Origin of the sequence: Luteimonas rhizosphaericola (assembly GCF_029888045.1) — a bacterium.
GTDB lineage: Bacteria > Pseudomonadota > Gammaproteobacteria > Xanthomonadales > Xanthomonadaceae > Luteimonas > Luteimonas rhizosphaericola.
In genome coordinates, this window is sequence record NZ_JARXRN010000029.1 from 91,150 (window position 1) to 108,609 (window position 17,460).

General features: G+C 72.0%; 13 protein-coding genes and 2 pseudogenes. 11 read left to right on the top strand and 4 right to left on the bottom strand.

Features of this window, described 5'->3' with window-relative positions; all coding sequences use genetic code 11:
- From QFW80_RS16920 to lepB, 3 genes are all read left to right on the top strand, one after another.
- A partial coding sequence (locus tag QFW80_RS16920; protein WP_280603254.1) for an ATP-dependent DNA helicase occupies positions 1–935 on the top strand: 935 nt, incomplete at its 5' end.
- A gap of 67 nt (positions 936–1,002) precedes the next feature.
- Positions 1,003–1,698 (top strand): tRNA (adenosine(37)-N6)-threonylcarbamoyltransferase complex dimerization subunit type 1 TsaB, encoded by a 696-nt coding sequence (gene tsaB / locus QFW80_RS16925; RefSeq protein WP_280603255.1) that lies wholly within the window; start codon positions 1,003–1,005, stop codon positions 1,696–1,698.
- Positions 1,699–1,752: 54 nt separating this feature from the next.
- Positions 1,753–2,382 carry a signal peptidase I gene (lepB, locus tag QFW80_RS16930; protein WP_280603256.1) on the top strand — a complete coding sequence of 210 codons (630 nt, stop codon included), beginning with the start codon at positions 1,753–1,755 and terminating at the stop codon, positions 2,380–2,382.
- Between the two features lie 93 nt (positions 2,383–2,475).
- Here the strand turns inward: lepB and QFW80_RS16935 are convergent, their stop codons facing one another.
- Together QFW80_RS16935 and gshB are read right to left on the bottom strand one after the other, a co-directional pair.
- Positions 2,476–3,357, bottom strand: coding sequence for an energy transducer TonB (locus tag QFW80_RS16935; protein WP_280603258.1), 882 nt, complete (start codon positions 3,355–3,357; stop codon positions 2,476–2,478).
- A 4-nt stretch (positions 3,358–3,361) separates the two neighbouring features.
- Positions 3,362–4,315 (bottom strand): glutathione synthase, encoded by a 954-nt coding sequence (gene gshB, locus QFW80_RS16940; RefSeq protein WP_280603259.1) that lies wholly within the window; start codon positions 4,313–4,315, stop codon positions 3,362–3,364.
- Between the two features lie 184 nt (positions 4,316–4,499).
- Between gshB and pilG the strand changes: the two genes are divergently transcribed.
- The 5 genes and pseudogenes from pilG to QFW80_RS17650 form a co-directional block, all read left to right on the top strand.
- Complete coding sequence (pilG, locus tag QFW80_RS16945; protein WP_280577287.1) at positions 4,500–4,901, top strand: twitching motility response regulator PilG; 402 nt, start codon at positions 4,500–4,502, stop codon at positions 4,899–4,901.
- Between the two features lie 12 nt (positions 4,902–4,913).
- Positions 4,914–5,285 (top strand): response regulator, encoded by a 372-nt coding sequence (locus tag QFW80_RS16950; protein ID WP_280603261.1) that lies wholly within the window; start codon positions 4,914–4,916, stop codon positions 5,283–5,285.
- Complete coding sequence (locus QFW80_RS16955; RefSeq protein ID WP_280603263.1) at positions 5,282–5,821, top strand: chemotaxis protein CheW; 540 nt, start codon at positions 5,282–5,284, stop codon at positions 5,819–5,821. Before QFW80_RS16950 ends, QFW80_RS16955 begins: the two co-directional genes overlap by 4 nt.
- A 42-nt stretch (positions 5,822–5,863) precedes the next feature.
- Positions 5,864–7,885, top strand: coding sequence for a methyl-accepting chemotaxis protein (locus tag QFW80_RS16960; protein ID WP_280603264.1), 2,022 nt, complete (start codon positions 5,864–5,866; stop codon positions 7,883–7,885).
- Positions 7,886–8,435: 550 nt separating this feature from the next.
- Positions 8,436–10,118, top strand: a pseudogene (locus tag QFW80_RS17650) (FimL-related protein); the annotation flags it as partial.
- 784 nt (positions 10,119–10,902) lie between these two features.
- Here the strand turns inward: QFW80_RS17650 and QFW80_RS17615 are convergent.
- Complete coding sequence (locus QFW80_RS17615) at positions 10,903–11,598, bottom strand: pentapeptide repeat-containing protein (protein WP_425603605.1); 696 nt, start codon at positions 11,596–11,598, stop codon at positions 10,903–10,905.
- Between the two features lie 41 nt (positions 11,599–11,639).
- Here QFW80_RS17615 and QFW80_RS17620 point away from each other — a divergent pair.
- The 3 genes and pseudogenes from QFW80_RS17620 to QFW80_RS16975 form a co-directional block, all read left to right on the top strand.
- Positions 11,640–14,471 (top strand): annotated as a pseudogene (locus QFW80_RS17620) (response regulator); the annotation flags it as partial.
- Positions 14,458–16,221, top strand: a complete 1,764-nt coding sequence (locus tag QFW80_RS16970; RefSeq protein WP_280603268.1) for a chemotaxis protein CheB — start codon at positions 14,458–14,460, stop codon at positions 16,219–16,221. The pseudogene QFW80_RS17620 and the gene QFW80_RS16970, both read left to right, overlap by 14 nt.
- Positions 16,218–16,685 carry a chemotaxis protein CheW gene (locus tag QFW80_RS16975; protein ID WP_280603269.1) on the top strand — a complete coding sequence of 156 codons (468 nt, stop codon included), beginning with the start codon at positions 16,218–16,220 and terminating at the stop codon, positions 16,683–16,685. Before QFW80_RS16970 ends, QFW80_RS16975 begins: the two co-directional genes overlap by 4 nt.
- 23 nt (positions 16,686–16,708) lie before the next feature.
- On the opposite strand, the gene QFW80_RS16980 is transcribed toward QFW80_RS16975, so the two are convergent.
- On the bottom strand, positions 16,709–17,458 hold the full coding sequence (locus QFW80_RS16980; RefSeq protein ID WP_280603271.1) for a 16S rRNA (uracil(1498)-N(3))-methyltransferase: 750 nt from the start codon (positions 17,456–17,458) through the stop codon (positions 16,709–16,711).
- Positions 17,459–17,460 lie beyond the last annotated feature (2 nt).

Consider the following 17,460-nt stretch of genomic DNA (forward strand, 5'->3'; position numbering starts at 1 on the left):
CTGCAGGGTCGAAAGCATCGACAGGAAAAGTCGACTCTGACCCCGGCCCCGACGCGGGCGTGGACGACGACGTCCGCTGGTACGAGCTCTCGCCGCGCGGCTTCCGCCTGCAGCGCACGCCGCTCGATGTTTCCGGCCCGCTGCGCCAGCATCGCGAGCAGTCGCGCGCGGCCTGGGTGTTCACGTCCGCCACGCTGGCGGTCGACGACGGCTTCGGCCACATCGCCACGCGCCTGGGCCTGGATGCGCCGACCACGCTGCTGGTGCCGAGCCCGTTCGACTGGCCGCGGCAGGCGCTGTGCTACCTGCCCACGCGCATGCCGCAGCCGTCCGACCGCGACTACACCTGGGCGGTGATCGACGCGGTGCGCCCGGTGCTGCAGGCCTCGGGCGGGCGCGCCTTCGTGCTGTTCGCCTCGCACCGCGCGCTGCGCGAGGCCGCCGAACTGCTGCGCGAAGACGGCGAGTGGCCGCTGTTCGTGCAGGGCGAGGCGCCGCGCCACGTGCTGCTGCAGCGGTTCCGCGAGTCGGGCAACGGCGTGCTGCTGGGCGCGGCGAGCTTCCGCGAAGGCGTGGACGTGGCCGGGGAGGCGCTGAGCGTCGTGGTGCTCGACAAGCTGCCGTTCGCCGCGCCGGACGATCCGGTGTTCGAGGCGCGCCTGGATGCGATCCGCCGTGCCGGCGGCAACCCGTTCCGCGACGAGCAGCTGCCGCAGGCGGTGATCGCGCTCAAGCAGGGCGTGGGCCGGCTGATCCGCACAGAGACCGATCGCGGCGTGCTGGTGCTGTGCGACCCGCGCCTGACGCAGAAGTCCTACGGCCACGTGTTCCTGGATTCGCTGCCGCCGTTCGCCAGCACCCGCGACCCCGCCGACGTGGACAGGTTCTTCGCCCGGGCGCCCGCCACGCCAGGCCTCGACACCTTCGCGTCGTAGCCGGGCGCCAGCCCCACGCGGCCGGGTGGGTCGCCACCGCCGCCGCACGGCCCGCTACCATGGCCGCATGAGACTGCTCGCGTTCGAAACCGCCACCGAAGCCTGCTCCGTTGCCGTGCTGGTGGACGGCGAGGTCCTCGAGCGCTTCGAGATCGCGCCGCGGCGCCATGCCGAACTGGCGCTGCCGTGGGCGGACGAACTGCTGGCGCAGGCCGGCGTGGCGAAATCGCAGCTCGATGCGGTGGCGGTGGGGCGCGGGCCGGGGGCCTTCACCGGCGTGCGGCTGGCGGTGGCGCTGGCCCAGGGCATTGCGCTGGCGCTGGATCGCCCGGTCGTCGCGGTATCGACGCTGGCGGCGCTGGCAGCGCGCGCGGATGGCGAGCGCGTGCTCGCCGCGATCGATGCGCGCATGGGCGAGGTCTACCTGGGCCGGTTCCTGCGGGCGGGCGACGAACTGCAGACGACCGGCGCGGAGACCGTGGTCCGCCCGGACCTGGCCGACCTCCCGGGCACCGGCCTCTGGGCGGGCGTGGGCACCGGTTTCGATGCCGCCGACGGCGCACTGCGCCAGCGCCTGGGTGGCGCGCTGTCGTCGGTCGACGCCGACGCGCTACCGCGCGCGGGCGACGTCGCGCGCCTGGGCGCCCGCGCGTTCGCCCGCGGAGAGGCGATCGCCCCGGACCGCCTGCAGCCGGCCTACCTGCGCGACAACGTGGCCCTGACCCTCGCGCAGCAGCAGGCGGCGCGCGCCGCGCGCGGCTGAGGGAACCAACCGTCCCGGCGCGCGGTCCAGCGCAGGTCCAGACCGGAGATCGCCATGACCGCCAGTACCACGCCGGACCCGGGCGAACGCGCGCCGCGCGCCGCCTGGCTGCGCGACTGGGCCCCGAGCCTGCTGCTGATCGCGCTGCTGGTGGTGGCGCGTTCGTCGCTGGCCAACCACTACCACGTGCCCAGCGGTTCGATGCAGCCGACCCTGCAGCCCGGCGACCGGGTGCTGGTGGACATGCGCGCCTACGGCGTGCGCGTGCCGTTCACCGGACTCGGACTGTGGGGGAGCGGCCGGCCCGCGCCTGGCGACGTGGTGGTGTTCCGCTCGCCGGCCGACGGCACCCGGCTGATCAAGCGCGTGGTCGCGGTGGGTGGCCAGACGGTGGCGCTGGTGGACGGCCGCCTGCGCATCGACGGTCGCCCGCTCCAGCCGGACGCGGGCGGCGACAGCGAGCGCATCGGCGACCGGCTCGTGCGCCTCGACCTGGCCGACGGTGGCGGTCCGGACATCGCGCCGCTCACCATTCCCGACGACATGGTGCTGGTGCTGGGCGATCACCGCGGCCGCAGCGCGGACGGGCGCTGGTTCGGCCTGGTGCCGCGGCAGGCGTTCTACGGCAAGGCGCTGGGCGTGTACTGGCGTCGCGGCGAAGGGCCGGTGTGGCAGCGGCTGTAGTCGCGCACGCGACGCGCGCGATCCGCGCGGGCTTCGATGGACCGACGCATTCGCCGCGGCGGCCACCCGGCAGCGCGCCGGGTCCGTGCGCCGTCAGTCGTCGATCAGTTCGCCGCCGGGCAGGAACTGCCAGGTGCGGGTGACGTGGAGGATGTCGATCTCCTCCTCGGTGATCGGCAGTGGCGGATAGGGCTCGGCCAGGCGCGCGATCCGAAGCGCGGCGTCGTCGAGCAGGCGGATGCCGCTGGAGCGGATGATGTCGGCGCGCTCCACCGACCCGTCGCGGCGGATCGCCACGCTGATCACCAGCTCGCCCGCCAGCTGGCGGCGTCGCGCCTCGTCGGGATAGTTGAGGTTGCCCACGCGCTGCACCCGGTCCACCCAGTCGCGCAGGTAGCCGGCGTAGGCCCATTCCTGGGTGCTGGCGGACACGAACTTGCGCTTGGGCCGCTTGGCATAGCGCTCCGAGCGCAGGTGGATCTCGGCCGCCAGGCGCGCCATCGCCAGGTCGCGCTCGATCTTCTGCTCGCCGCGGGGCAGGGCGCTGTCGTCGGCCTGCGGGCGCGCGTCCGCGTTCGGCAGCGCCTCCTCGCCGCGCTGGCTGGCGACCACGCGCGCCTGCGGCGGAGGCTGCGCGGTGGGCGACTGCGCGCGCAGCTCGATCGGCGCCACGCCCGAATCCGCCTGCACGGCGCGCCCGGCCTGGTCGTCGCGCGGACGCGTACTGCGCTCGTGTTCGCCGCCGCCCTGGTTGCTGGCCTGGGCGAGGAAGTCGGCCTGGGCCTGGGTGAGGGGGCTGGTGGTTTCGGTGAGGATCACGTCGAGCGTCGGCGCCAGCGGCGCGGCCTCGTCCAGCGCGAAGCCCACGCCCAGCACCAGCATGCCGTGCAGCAGCAGCGACAGCACCATCGTCGCGCTCAGGCGCTCGCGTTCTCCGATGCGCGGCGGCGCGGGGGGCAGGGCGAGGGAGGACATGCGCTCAGGCCGGGTCCGGGTCCCGTTCCAGCGCGTCAAACAGCAGGCCGGCGATGTTGATGCCGAACTGCGCATCCAGCTCGCGGATGCAGGTGGGGCTGGTGACATTGACCTCGGTGAGCCAGTCGCCGATCACGTCCAGGCCCACGAACCGCATGCCGCGCCGCTTCACCTCGGGCCCGACCTGGGCGGCGATCCAGCGGTCGCGGTCGGTCAGCGGCCGGCCCTCGCCACGGCCGCCGGCCGCGAGGTTGCCGCGGAACTCGTCGCCCTGGGGGATGCGCGCCAGGCAGTAATCCACCGGTTCGCCGTCGATCAGCAGGATCCGCTTGTCGCCATCCACGATCTCGGGCAGGTAGCGCTGGGCCATCGCCAGGTGGCGGCCGCCGGCGGTCAGCGTCTCCAGGATCACGTTGAGGTTCGGTTCGCCGGCGCGCGCGCGGAAGATCGAGCGTCCGCCCATGCCGTCGAGCGGCTTGAGCACCGCCTCGCCGTGCGACTGCACGAAGGCCTTGAGCGTGGCCGCGTCGCGCGCGACCACGGTCGGCGGGCAGCACTGCGGGAACTCCAGCGCCGCCAGCTTCTCGTTCATGTCGCGCAGTCCCTGCGGATCGTTGACCACGCGCGCGCCCTGGCGCTGCGCGGCGCCCAGGATCAGGGTGTCGTGGATGTAGTCCGCGTCCACCGGCGGATCCTTGCGCATGAGCACCAGGTCGCCAGCGCCCAGCGCACGCTGTGACGTCGATCCCAGTTCGAACCAGCCGACGGGATCCTCCCGCACGCGCAACGGCGCCAGCCGCGCCTGCGCCCGCCCATGATCCATGCCAAGCCCGCCAGGCAGCACGTAGTGCAGCGCATGGCCGCGCCGCTGCGCTTCCAGCAGCATCGCGAAGGTCGAATCCTTGGCGATCCGGATCGACTCGATCGGATCCATCACCACCACGACATTCAGGGACATCTGACCCACCAGTGGCACTTTCTGACAAATGTTAGCAGGCGGGCTGCGTCGCTTTCGCCCGTGGCGGCGGCGACTTGCGCAATCTTCTTCATGGATGCTTGACAGTCCGGCACGAGGCTGGAATATACGGCGATCGCGGCGATGCGGGCATCGGACCTGCATCGCGCGCCGGGGGAAACGAAGAATGACGCAAGACGACAGCCGCGCCGCCAGTCTCGATGGCCTGCGGGTGATGGTCATCGACGACTCGAAGACCATCCGCCGCACCGCCGAGACCCTGCTCAAGCGCGAGGGCGCCGACGTGGTGACCGCGGTCGACGGGTTCGAGGCGCTGGCCAAGATCGCCGACCACAAGCCGCAGATCATCTTCGTCGACATCATGATGCCGCGCCTGGACGGCTACCAGACCTGCGCCCTGATCAAGAACAACCAGCTGTTCAAGTCGACGCCGGTGATCATGCTGTCGTCCAAGGACGGCCTGTTCGACAAGGCGCGCGGCCGCATCGTCGGCTCCGAGCAGTACGTGACCAAGCCATTCACGCGCGAGGAGCTCCTCGACGCGATCCGTACCCACGTCAAGGCGTAAAGGGGAACCGCCATGGCCCGCATCCTGATCATCGAGGACTCACCGACCGACACGGCGGTGCTCACCCAACTGCTCGAACGCCACGGCCACGAGGTGCTGGCGTCCACCAGCGCCGAGGACGGCATCGAGGTGTGCAAGCGCGAACAGCCCGGCCTGGTGCTGATGGACGTCGTGCTGCCGGGCATGAACGGCTTCCAGGCCACGCGCGCGCTCGGCCGCGATGCGCAGACCAAGCACATCCCGGTGCTGATCGTGAGCACCAAGGGCATGGAGACCGACCAGGCCTGGGGCATGCGCCAGGGCGCCAAGGGTTACCTCGTCAAGCCGCCGCGCGAAGAGGTGCTGATGGGCGAGATCGACCGGCTGCTCGAGGCGGCGGGATGAACCAGGGTCGCGACCCGTTCGCGATGCTGCTCGACTTCGAGCAGCGCAGCCTCGCGCACGTGGCGGGCCTGCCGGAGCAGTTCGACGCGCCCGGCCTGTGGCGCGGCGTGGGCTACCGGGTCGGCGCGCACCGGCTGGCGTCGGCCTTCGACGAGGTGCTGGAAATCCTGCCGATGCCGCCGATCACGCCGGTGCCGGGGGCGCAGGCGTGGATGCTGGGCGTGGGGAACGTCCGCGGCAGCCTGCTGCCGATCGTGGACCTCAAGCAGTTCCTCGAGGGCGAGCGCACGGTGCTGCACGAGACGCAGCGGGTCTTGATCGTGCGCCAGCCCGACGGCGACGTCGCCGTCACCATCGACGAGCTGTTCGGGCAGCGCAGCTTCCACGACGACCAGCAGTCGGAGGCCGGCGCGCTGGCCGAAGGGCGCTACGCCCATTTCGTCGAGCGCGCCTACCGGCTCGCCGACCAGACCTGGGGCGTGTTCAGCCTGAGCCGGCTGGCACGGACACCGGAATTCAGACAAGCCGCGGCCTGATGGCCGCGTCCAGCAAGACAGCGCAGGGGCAGGGGTAGGACCATGAGCACAGTAGTCGATACGATCGCCGGCAAGAGCCGCGGCCTGGGGAGCAACTTCTGGATCGCGGCGCTGGTCGCCACGCTCGTGATCTTCGGCGCCAACACCGGCTACGCCGGCTGGAAGGCGGCGCGGCTCGGCGGCGCGAGCACCGCGGCCTCGAGCCTGCAGGTGAACTCGCAGCGCCTGGCCAACCAGGGCCGGGAAGCGGTCGCAGGCGATGCCGCCTCGTTCGCCGCGTTCAAGGACACCAAGGCGCAGATCGACCGCGACGTCGAGCAGCTCAACGCCAACTTCGGCCAGACCACCGGCGTGGCCGGCCCGATCCAGACGGTGACCCAGACCTGGACCCCGCTGGCCGCGAGCGCCGAGCAGGTGGCCGCCAGCGAGCAGGCGGTGAGCGGATTCGCCGCCAACGCCGCCCGCTTCAACCAGGCCGTGCCGCAGCTGCAGGCGCAGCTGGACGAACTGGTGCGCGCGATGTCCTCCAGCGGTTCGCCGGCCTCGCAGGTCTACATCGCCCTGCGCCAGAACGTGCTGGCGGGCAACATGGCGCGCCGCGTCGCCGAGATCCAGGCCGGCGGCCCGGGCGCATCGATCGCCGGCGACGCGCTGGCGCGCGACGTGGGCGTGTTCGAGCAGGTGCTCGACGGCCTGCGCGGCGGCGACGAGGCGATGAACGTGCAGGCGCTGTCCAACGGTGGCGCGGTGTCCGCGCTCAACCAGGCGGGCACCCGCTGGACGGAGATGAAGCAGGACCTGGACGCGATCATCGCCAGCGCACCGGCGCTGTTCCAGGCCCAGGCCGCGTCTGCGGCGCTGACCACCGGCTCGGACAAGCTGCTGTCCGACAGCCAGGACCTGTTCGCGGCCTTCACCGCCTTCGGCTCGCTGCGCGACACCAGCATCGCCGGCAACGTGTGGATCAGCATCATCTCCGGCCTGCTCGCGCTGGTGTCGCTGGCCGGCCTGCTCTGGTCGCTCAACCGCGCCCAGCGCAAGCGCTACGAGGACACGATGGAGCTCAACAACCGCAACCAGGAGGCGATCATGCGCCTGCTGGACGAGATCGGCGCGTTGGCCGAGAACGACCTGACGGTGAAGGCGACGGTCACCGAGGACATGACCGGCGCGATCGCGGACTCGATCAACTTCGCGGTCGAGAACCTGCGCGACCTGGTGGGCACGATCAACGACACGTCCGCGCAGGTCGCATCCAGCGCGCAGGAAACGCAGGCCACCGCCATGCACTTGGCCGAGGCCGCCGAACACCAGGCGCAGGAGATCAACTCCGCCTCCAACCGCATCACCGAGATCGCCTCGAGCATCGACCAGGTCTCGCGCAACTCCGCCGAATCGGCCGACGTGGCGCAGCGCTCGGTGCAGATCGCGACCAAGGGCGCGGGCGTGGTGCGCGAGACGATCGCGGGCATGGACTCGATCCGCGACCAGATCCAGGAAACCTCCAAGCGCATCAAGCGCCTGGGCGAGAGCTCGCAGGAAATCGGCTCGATCGTGGAACTGATCAACGACATCTCCGAGCAGACCAACATCCTCGCGCTCAACGCGGCCATCCAGGCGGCGTCGGCGGGCGAGGCGGGCCGCGGGTTCGCGGTGGTGGCCGACGAAGTGCAGCGACTGGCCGAACGCGCGTCCAACGCCACCAAGCGCATCGAGGCGCTGGTGCAGACGATCCAGAGCGATACCAACGAGGCGGTCAGCTCGATGGAGCAGACGACCTCGGAAGTGGTCGCCGGTGCGCGACTGGCCGAGGACGCGGGCACCGCGCTGGGCGAGATCGAAAGCGTGTCGAACAACCTCGCCGGCCTGATTCTCGGGATCTCCACCGCGGCCAAGCAGCAGTCCGCCGCGGCGACCAACATCACCGAGACCATGAACACGATCCAGTCGATCACCGCGCAGACGTCGCAGGGCGCCAACCAGACCGCGGAGTCGATCGGAAACCTCGCGCAGCTGGCCGCCAACCTGCGGCGCTCGGTCGCCGACTTCAAGCTGCCGGCCTGAGCGCGGGACGAGTGCACCGGATGAACGCGACGACGACAGGTCGCAGGCGCAGCCACGCCGGCACCCACGGAGGGCGGCGATGACCGCACTGCGCGAAGCCCTCGAGCACACCGCGCTCGGCTGGATCAAGCCGGAGCTCGACGAGACCCTGCGCCTGGCCAAGGCCGAGCTGGAGGACTACGTCGAGGATCCGGCCGATGTCGGCCGCATGCGGCTGTGCGCCGGGTACCTGCACCAGGTGCAGGGCACGCTGCGCATGGTCGAGCTCTACGCGCCGGCCATGGTGGCGGAGGAAATGGAGCACGTCGCCCAGGCGCTGCACGCCGGCACCGTCGGTGATCGCGACGGCGCGTGTGCCGCCCTGCTGCGCGGCATCGTGCTGCTGCCGGACTACCTCGAGCGCCTGCAGAGCGGGCACCGCGACATCCCGATCGTGCTGCTGCCGCTGCTCAACGAACTGCGCGCCACGCGCGGCGAGAGCGGGCTGAGCGAAAGCGTGCTGTTCTCGCCCGACCTCGAGCGCCCGCTCCCGGGCGCGATCGCGGGCGCCATGGGGGCCGCGGCGTCCAACGACGACGTCCAGCCGCTGCTCGAAGCGCTGCAGCGCGCGCTCGCCGGCTGGCAGGACGAGGCTTCGCCCGATGCGCTCGCGCCGCTGCCGGCGGCCGTCGATGCGCTGCTGCCGCACGTGCGCCAGGTTCCGGTCCGCCGGATGCTGTGGGTCGCATCGAGCGTGGCCCGCGCGCTCGCCGACGGGGCGCTGCCGGCATCGGCCGGCCTGCGCAAGGTGTTCGCCGGTGTCGAGCGCGAGGCCCGCCGCGGCCTGCTCGACAACGACGGTTTCGCGGAAGTGCGTGGCGAGGCTGCGCAGGAACCCACCCGGCAGCTGCTCTACCACGTCGCCCACCACGAGGACGGCAGCCACCCGGCGCTTCAGGAGCTCAAGCAGGTCTTCGAACTCGAAGCCGCGCTGCCCACGCCCTCCGAGCTGGAACACGCGCGCGGCAGCATCAGCGGGCGCAACCGCGCGCTGCTCGACACCGTGTCCGCCGCGGTCAAGGACGACCTGCTGCACGTCAAGGATGCGCTCGACCTGCACCTGCGCACCGGGTCGGACGACCTGTCCTCGCTGCAGCCGCACGCCGAGACGCTGGGCCGGGTGGCCGACACGCTCGGCATGCTCGGCCTGGGCGTGGCGCGCAAGGTGGTGCAGCAGCAGCGCGACGCGATGCAGCAGATCCTCGAAGGCACGGTCGCCGCGGATGAAGATGCGCTGCTCGACGTCGCCGGCGCGCTGCTCTACGTCGACGCCACGCTCGACGACCAGGTCGCGCGGCTGGGGGCGGCCGACACCGGCACCGGAGCGGAGAACGAACTGTTCGCCGGCGAGACGCGGCAGGTGGTCGACACCATCGTGCGCGAGGCGATCGCCAACTTCGTGCAGGCGCGCCAGGCGCTGGTCGCCTTCGTCGAGACCAGCTGGCAGCACGAGCAGCTCTCGGACGTGCCGCGGCTGCTGGACGAGGTGTCCGGCGCGTTGCGGATGATGGAACTGCCGTTGCCCGCCGACTACCTGGTCGCGGTCAGCCGCTACACCGAGACCGAGCTGATCGGTCGCCAGCGCGTGCCCAACGGCCGCCAGCTCGACACCCTGGCCGATGCGCTGGCCAGCCTGGAGTATTACCTCGAGGCGCTGCGCGAGCAGCGCGGCAACCGCGACGAGATCCTCGACATCGCGCGCAACAGCCTCGAATCGCTCGGCTACTGGCCGCTGCCGCAGGCGGCGGAGAAGCCGGCGCCGCCGGCCGAGACGACGGTGGCCGCGACGCCTGCAGCGGCGGCCGACGTGCCGGTCGCGCCGGCGACGCCCGTCGACGTCGCCGGGCCGGCGTCGTTGCCCGACGCCGCGCCCGCGCGCCCGGCCGGCCCGGTGGTGGGCGGGTTCGAGACCGTCGGCGAGGAGATCGACGAGGAGATCCGCGAGGTCTTCCTGGAAGAATTCGCCGAGGAGATCGACAACCTCGACGGCCTGCTGCCGCAGTGGCGCGCCCGCCCCGAGGACATGGAGCGCCTGCGCCCGATCCGGCGCGTGTTCCACACACTCAAGGGCAGCGGGCGCCTGGTCGGCGCGCGCATGCTGGGCGAGTTCAGCTGGAAGATCGAGAACATGCTCAACCGCGTGCTCGACGGGTCGCGCCCGCCGAGCGAGGCGGTGATCGCGATGGTCGACCGCGCGTTCTACACCCTGCCCGAACTGCAGTCCGCGCTGCGCGGAGAGCGCGGCCTGACCACCGACCTCGAGCCGCTGCAGGCGGCCGCCGAGCGCATCGCCGCCGGCGACGAGACGATGCCGCCGGAGACCACGGTCGCGGTCGCGATGGAGCTGTCCGCGCCGGCGACCGACGCCGGCGACACCGGCGTGGTCGCGCCCGAGGCCAGCATGGCGCCCGCGCTGGTCGACGCGGAGCCCGTGCCCGCGCCGGTCGAGGTCGCGGACGCCGGCGAGCCGCTGGCCGCGGTGCCGGCGAAGATCGACGCGCTGCTGCTGGAGATCCTCGACGCCGAGGTCAACGGCCACCTGCAGACCGTCGATACCTGGGTCGCGCGTGCCCGCGCGGGCGAGGCGGATGGAAGCGACCCGCTGCTGCGCGCGCTGCACACGATGAACGGCGCGTTCGCCATGACCGAGGTTCCGGTCATCAACAGCGTGCTGTCCCCGGCCGAACACTATGCGCGACGCCTGCTCGCCTCGCATGCCAGCGCGACGCCGGAAGGGATCGAGGCGCTGGCCGACCTGTCGGTCGTGGTGCGCGACACGGTCGAGACGCTGAAGCAGGCGAACCCGGCGCTGCCGCTGCAGGATGCGCTGGCCGCGCGCCTGGCGGCGCTGCGCGACAGCCTGCCGGAGGCCGCGAGCGGCCTGGCGGCGCTGGTGGATGCGCAAGGGCTGGAGGAAGCGGGAGCGATGCCGGACGCGCCGCAGGCGCCGGAAGGCATCGCGCTCACCACGGACGATCTCACTGCGTACGCCGGCTTCGTGGATGCGGCGCTGGTGGATGCGGTGGATGCCGGTCCGGCCGCGGAGCGTGCCGGCGACGCAGCCCCTGACGTCCAACGGCTCGAAGCCGAGCGCTTCGAAGCCGAACGTCTCGAAGCCGAGCGTCTCGAAGCCGAGCGTCTCGAAGCCGAACGTCTTGAAGCCGAACGTCTCGAAGCCGAACGTCTTGAAGCCGAACGTCTTGAAGCCGAACGTCTCGAAGCCGAACGTCTCGAAGCCGAACGTCTCGAAGCCGAACGTGTCGAAGCCGAACGTGTCGAAGCCGAACGTGTCGAAGCCGAACGTCTCGAGGCCGAGCGTCTCGAAGCCGAGCGTCTCGAGGCCGAACGTCTCGAGGCCGAACGTCTCGAAGCCGAGCGCCTCGAAGCCGAGCGTCTCGAAGCCGAGCGTCTCGAGGCCGAGCGTCTCGAAGCCGAGCGTCTCGAAGCCGAACGTCTCGAGGCAGAGCGTCTCGAAGCGGAGCGTCTCGAAGCGGAGCGTCTCGAAGCGGAACGTCTCGAAGCGGAACGTCTCGAAGCGGAACGTCTCGAAGCGGAACGTCTCGAAGCGGAGCGCGTTGAAGCCGAGCGTCTCGAAGCGGAACGAGGTGAAGCAGGAAGCCTCGATGCAGATCGCCTGGACGCCGAGCGTCCCGACGCCGACCACGTGGACGCAGATCTCGCCGCGAATGCGGGCCTTGCGCTGGTGCGAGGCGGCGAGTCGGCGGACGCCGGAACCGGCGACGCCGAGTACCCGGCCGCGCAGCGTCTGGAAGCCGAGCTTCTGGACGCCGAGCGGATCGAAGCCGAACGCTTCGAGATCGAGCGCGCCGAAGCCGATCGTCTTGAGGCCGAACGTCTTGAAACCGAGCGTCTCGAACTCGAGCGGCTTGAAGCGGAGCGTCTCGAGGCGGAGCGTCTCGAAGCAGAACGGACCGAGGCCGGGCGCGCTGAAGCGGCACGCGTGGAGGCCGAACGCTTCGAGGCAGAGCGTGCGGAACTCGAGCGGCAGGCATCGGAAGCGCAGGCGTACGGAGAGGAGTCCGCCGCGGATGGCGCCGATGGTGTTGCGGACGCCGACACCGACACCGAATCCGAATCCGAACCTGAAGCCGAAAGCGAAGCAGAGGCCGAAGCCGAAGCCGAAGCCGACGTCCCCGTCGACACCGCGGTCGCGGCCTTGCTCGCACGCGTGCTGGCCAAGGCGGATCCGGACGAGGCGCTGGACGTGTCGCGCCTGGACGAGGAACTGGTCGACATCTTCGTGGAAGAGGCCGGCGACCTGCTCGACCACTCCGACGGTCTGCTCGCCCAGCTTCGCCAGTCGCCCGACGCCCGCGAACCGCTGATCGGGCTGCAGCGCGACCTGCACACCATCAAGGGCGGTGCGCGCATGGCGGGCGTGTTCACCGTCGGCGAGCTCGGCCACGCGATGGAGTCGCTGCTCGAGGCGGTGGTCGAACAGCGCTGCGAGCTCGACCGCACCGGCATCGGCCTGCTCGAGGGCGGCTTCGACCGCCTGCATGCGATGATCACGCGGATCGGCGAACGGCGCGCGATCGCCATGCCGGACGCGCTGATCGACGCCTTCAATGCGCTCGCCCGCGGCCGCTCGCTGCTTGCCGAGAACGAAGCCGCCGCCGCGGCCGAGGCCGCGCCGCCGCCGCCCAAGGTCGAGCTCGCGCCGCTGTCGGGACCGATCGTCGAGCTGGGCGCGGAGGACGACACCACTATCCGCGCGCCGCAGGAGCAGGTGCGCATCCGCGCAGACCTGCTCGACCGGCTGGTGAACTACGCCGGCGAGGTGGCGATCTACCGGGCCCGGCTGGAACAGCAGCTGGGCGCGTTCCGTGCCGCGATGAACGAGATGGAGCAGACCAACGCGCGCCTGCGCGACCAGCTGCGCCGCCTCGACATCGAAACCGAGGCCCAGATCATCGCGCGCTACCAGCGCGAGGGCGACGCCGGCGACGTCAGCTTCGATCCGCTCGAACTCGACCGTTTCTCCACCCTGCAGCAGCTTTCGCGCGGCCTCGGCGAATCCGCCGCGGACATGACCAGCCTGCAGCAGACGCTGGACGACCTGACCCGCCAGTACGAGACGCTGCTGCTGCAACAGTCGCGCGTGAGCTCGGAGCTGCAGGAAGGCCTGATGCGCACGCGCATGGTGCCGTTCGACGCGCTGGTGCCGCGCCTGCGCCGGGTGCTGCGCCAGGCCGCCCAGGAAACCGGCAAGCAGGTGCAGCTGCGGCTCGACGGCAGCCAGGGCGAGCTCGACCGCAACGTGCTCGAACGCATGACCGCTCCGCTGGAGCATATTTTGCGCAACGCGGTCGCGCACGGGATCGAGTCGCCCGAGCGCCGGCGCAAGGCGAAGAAGTCCGAGGAAGGCACGGTCCGGATCGCGGTCCGCCGCGAAGGCTCCGAAGTGGTGCTCGAGGTCGGCGACGACGGCTCGGGCCTGGATCGCGGCGCGATCCGGCGCCGGGCCGAGGAACGCGGGCTGATCCGCGAGGGCGCGGTGCTGACCGACGGCGACCTCGACCAGCTGATCTTCGAGCCCGGCTTCTCCACCGCCGACGAGGTCAGCCGGCTGGCGGGCCGTGGCGTCGGCATGGACGTGGTCGCGAGCGAGGTGCGCCAGCTCGGCGGTTCGCTCGACATCGCCACCCGGCGCGAACAGGGCACCACGTTCACCCTGCGCCTGCCGCAGACGCTCGCGGTCACCCAGGCGGTGTTCGTGCGCATCGGCGAGACCCAGTTCGCGGTGCCGATCGCTTCGGTGCGCGGCGTGGGCCGGATCGAACGCGGGCGCCTGGGCGAGGCCGACGCCACGTACGCGTACGGCGGCGAGGACTACGGCCTGCACGACCTCGGCATGCTGGTCGGCCAGGGGCCGGCGCGCGCCGAAGGCCACCTGCAGATGCCGCTGCTGCTGGTGCGCTCGGGCGAACTGCGCGCCGCGGTCGCGGTCGACGAGATCATCGGCAGCCGCGAGATCGTAGTGAAGCCGGTCGGTCCGCAGGTCGCCTCGATCCCCGGCATCTTCGGCGCCACCATCATGGGCGACGGCAGCGTCGTGGTGATCCTCGACGTCGCGCCGCTCGTGCGCCGCCACGCGGTGCTGCCGCGCGAAGCGGGGCCGTCGGTGCCGGTCGAACAGCGCCCGGTGCCGCTGGTGATGGTGGTCGACGACTCGGTGACCATGCGCAAGGTCACCGGCCGCGTGCTCGAGCGCCACAACTTCGAGGTCATCACCGCAAAGGACGGGCTCGATGCGCTGGAGCGCATGGACGAACGCGTGCCCGATCTGATGCTGCTCGACATCGAGATGCCGCGCATGGACGGCTACGAGCTGGCCAGGCACATGAAGGCCGATCCGCGCCTGCGCGACGTGCTGATCATGATGATCACCTCGCGTACCGGCGAGAAGCACCGCCAGCGCGCGTTCGACCTCGGCGTGGACCGCTACCTGGGCAAGCCGTACCAGGAACCCGAGCTGATGCGCAACGTCAACGAACTGCTGAAGGTGCCGCATGGCCGCGACTGAGGCCACGCCGCGCGTCGCGCTGCTGGCGCGCGCCGGCGAAGCCTGCGAACGCATCAGCGGTGCGCTGCGCGAGGCCGGCGCCGAAGTGGTGCTGGTGGCCGATCCGCTGCAGGCCGATCCGGACGACGTGCGCCACGCCACGCCGCAGGCGATCCTGGTGGCGCTCGATCCCGCGATCGAGGACGCGATCGACCGTTACGCCGACGTGCTCGCCGATCCGGATTACATGGTGATCTTCGAGGAGGCCGACCAGGCCGCGCAGCGCACCGGCTGGGACGCGGCGCGCTGGCTGCGCCACCTGTCGGCGAAGCTGCACCGTCACCATGACGTCCTGCCGGCAGGCGCGGAGGCCGACGAGGCGGTCCATCCCGTGCCGGGCCCGCTGCCCGCGCCGCCCGCGCCGGTGGACTTCGACCAGGCGATCGCCGAGGTCACCGGTCAGGCGCAGCAGCTTGCCGACGAAGTGCCGAACGACGGCGGCATCGCGGGCATGACCGGTCTCGGGGATGCGGCGCAGGACCTCATGGCCGCGCCGGAAGGCGAACTCTCCATCGCCGACGCAGGCGACGGCGCGCCGGCGTGGAACCCCGGCGAGGGCACCCACGCGGGTCCCCCGGTGAACGCACCGGACGATTTCGCGGCCGGGGACGACGGGCTCGACCTGACCGCGCTGGCGCTGGAGCTGGAACTGGACGACGCCGCACCGCCGCGGCGCGCATCGACCGGGGACGACGCGTCAGCGCCCGCTTCCCTCTCGCTCGACGCGATGTCGTTCACGCTGTCGGACGAACACGCCGCCGAGATCGACGCCGGCGACGGCGGCGCGCTGGACGAGCTCGCGTTCGATCCGGAGCGGTTCATGCGCGCCGGCGACGACGCCGCCACGCCCGAGGGCATCGAGGAATTCCTGGCCGCGCAGATGCGCCAGTCCGAATCCGCATCCGCCTCGGACACGGGGTTCGACCAACGGATGGCCCGGCCTGCGGGCGACGCCCCGGCTCCCGAAGCCGCGGACGCACCTGCGCCGCGCATCGATTTTTCCGGCCTGAGCCTGCTGGACGACGAGGCCGATGCCGTGCCCGCATCGGCGCCCGAAGCCGCCGCGGTGCGCGCGCCGGCCTACGACCTCGAAGCGCTCGGCGGTGGCCTGTCGCTGGCCGATCCCGACAGCTACGGCCACGGTCCCGTCCGCGGCGTGGTGCTGATCGAGGCCGGGCTGGGCGGGCCGGACGCGGTGCGCCAACTGCTGGCGGCGATTCCCGAGGGTTTCAGCAAACCGATCCTGATTCGCCTGTCGCTCGAAGGCGGCCGCTACGACCGGCTGGTCAAGCAGATGACGCGCGCCACATCGGCACCCGTGAGCGTGGCCGAGGCCGGCCAGGTCGCCCAGCCGGGCAGCATCTATTTCGTGCCCCCCGGGCTGGGCCTGCGCGCGGGCTCGGGCTGGAAGTTCGATGCCTCCGCGGCGCTCGAGCCCGATGCCCTGCCGGCCGACGACAGCGCCGTCCTGTTCCTCAGCGGCGCCGACGCGTCACTGGTGCCCGCCGTCAGCCAGGCCCGCTGGAGCGGCGGGCTGGTGCTGGGCCAGACGCCAGACGAGGGTTGCTACGACCCGGCGGCCGCGCAGGCCGCGATCGCCGCCGGCGCCGCCCACGGCACGCCCGCCGCGCTGGCGGCCAGGCTGCTGGCGCGCTGGCCGGTGGCCGGCGTGTCGCCCGATCCCGATTCCAGCGGACTGCTGCAGCCATGAACACCACCTCCCAGAGCGACATCCGCGCGGTGCTGATCCAGACCGAGGCCACGCCGCTGCTGCTGCCCAACGCCACCATCTCCGAGGTGCTGTCCTACGCCGAGCCCGACCCGGTGGACGACGCGCCCGACTGGCTGCTGGGCACCATCCGCTGGCGGGGCTGGCGCCTGCCGCTGGTGGCCTTCGCGCCGCTGATCGGGCAGGGCGCGGAGCAGGGCGGCCTGGCCCACAAGGTGATCGTGCTCAAGACCCTCGGCGGGCAGGCGACGATGCCGTACTTCGCCCTGCTGACCAAGGGCTTCCCGCGCCTGGTGACGGTCTCGCGCGACCGTCTGGCCGCGGTCGACGACGCGGGCGATGCCGCGCCCGGCGTCCGCGCGCACGTCCGCTTCAACGACGAGCCGGCCGTGATCCCCGACATCGACGGGATCGAGCAGGCGTTGCGCGAGGCCATGGCGGCCTGACCCGGCCGCATCGCCCGCGCGCTTCAGCCGCGCAGGTCTCCGTACAGCACCTGCAGCGCGGCGATCGCCGCCAGCCCCGCGGTTTCCGTGCGCAGGACGCGCGGTCCCAGGCGCAGCCCTTCGAACCCGGCCGCACGCAGGTGATCGCGATCGCGCGGTGCCCACCCGCCTTCGGGACCGATCGCGAGCACCACTTCGCCGCCATCGTCGGGCACGCGCCCGGCCAGGTCGGGCAGCGCGTGCGGACCCTGCGGGTCCAGCGTCAGGCGCAGCCGCGCGTCCGCGGTCGCTTCCGCGATCGCCGCGATCGGCGCCGGCGCGTCCAGCACCGGGATGCGTGCCCGCCCGCACTGTTCGCAGGCGGCCACCAGCACGCCCTGCCAGTGCGCGATGCGGCGCGCCAGCCGCGCGCCGTCCAGCCGCACCTCGGTGCGCTCGGCGTCCACCGGCACGATCCGCGCCACGCCCAGTTCGGCCGCCTTCTGCAGGATCAGGTCCATCTTCTCGCCGCGGGCGATGCCCTGCACCAGGGTGATGCGCAGCGGCGACTCGTTGTCCACGGCTTCGGCGCCGGTCACCTCGACCATCGTCCGCCGCCTGTCGGCCGCGACGATGCGCGCGTGGTAGTCGCGGCCGTCGCCGTTGAACAGCACGCAGGCGTCGCCCTCGCGCAGGCGCAGCACGCGCACCAGGTGCGCGGCCGCGGCCTCGGGCAGGACCAGCTGGGTGCCCACCGCGAGCGGCAGGTCGATATGGGCGCGCATCACCCGCATGG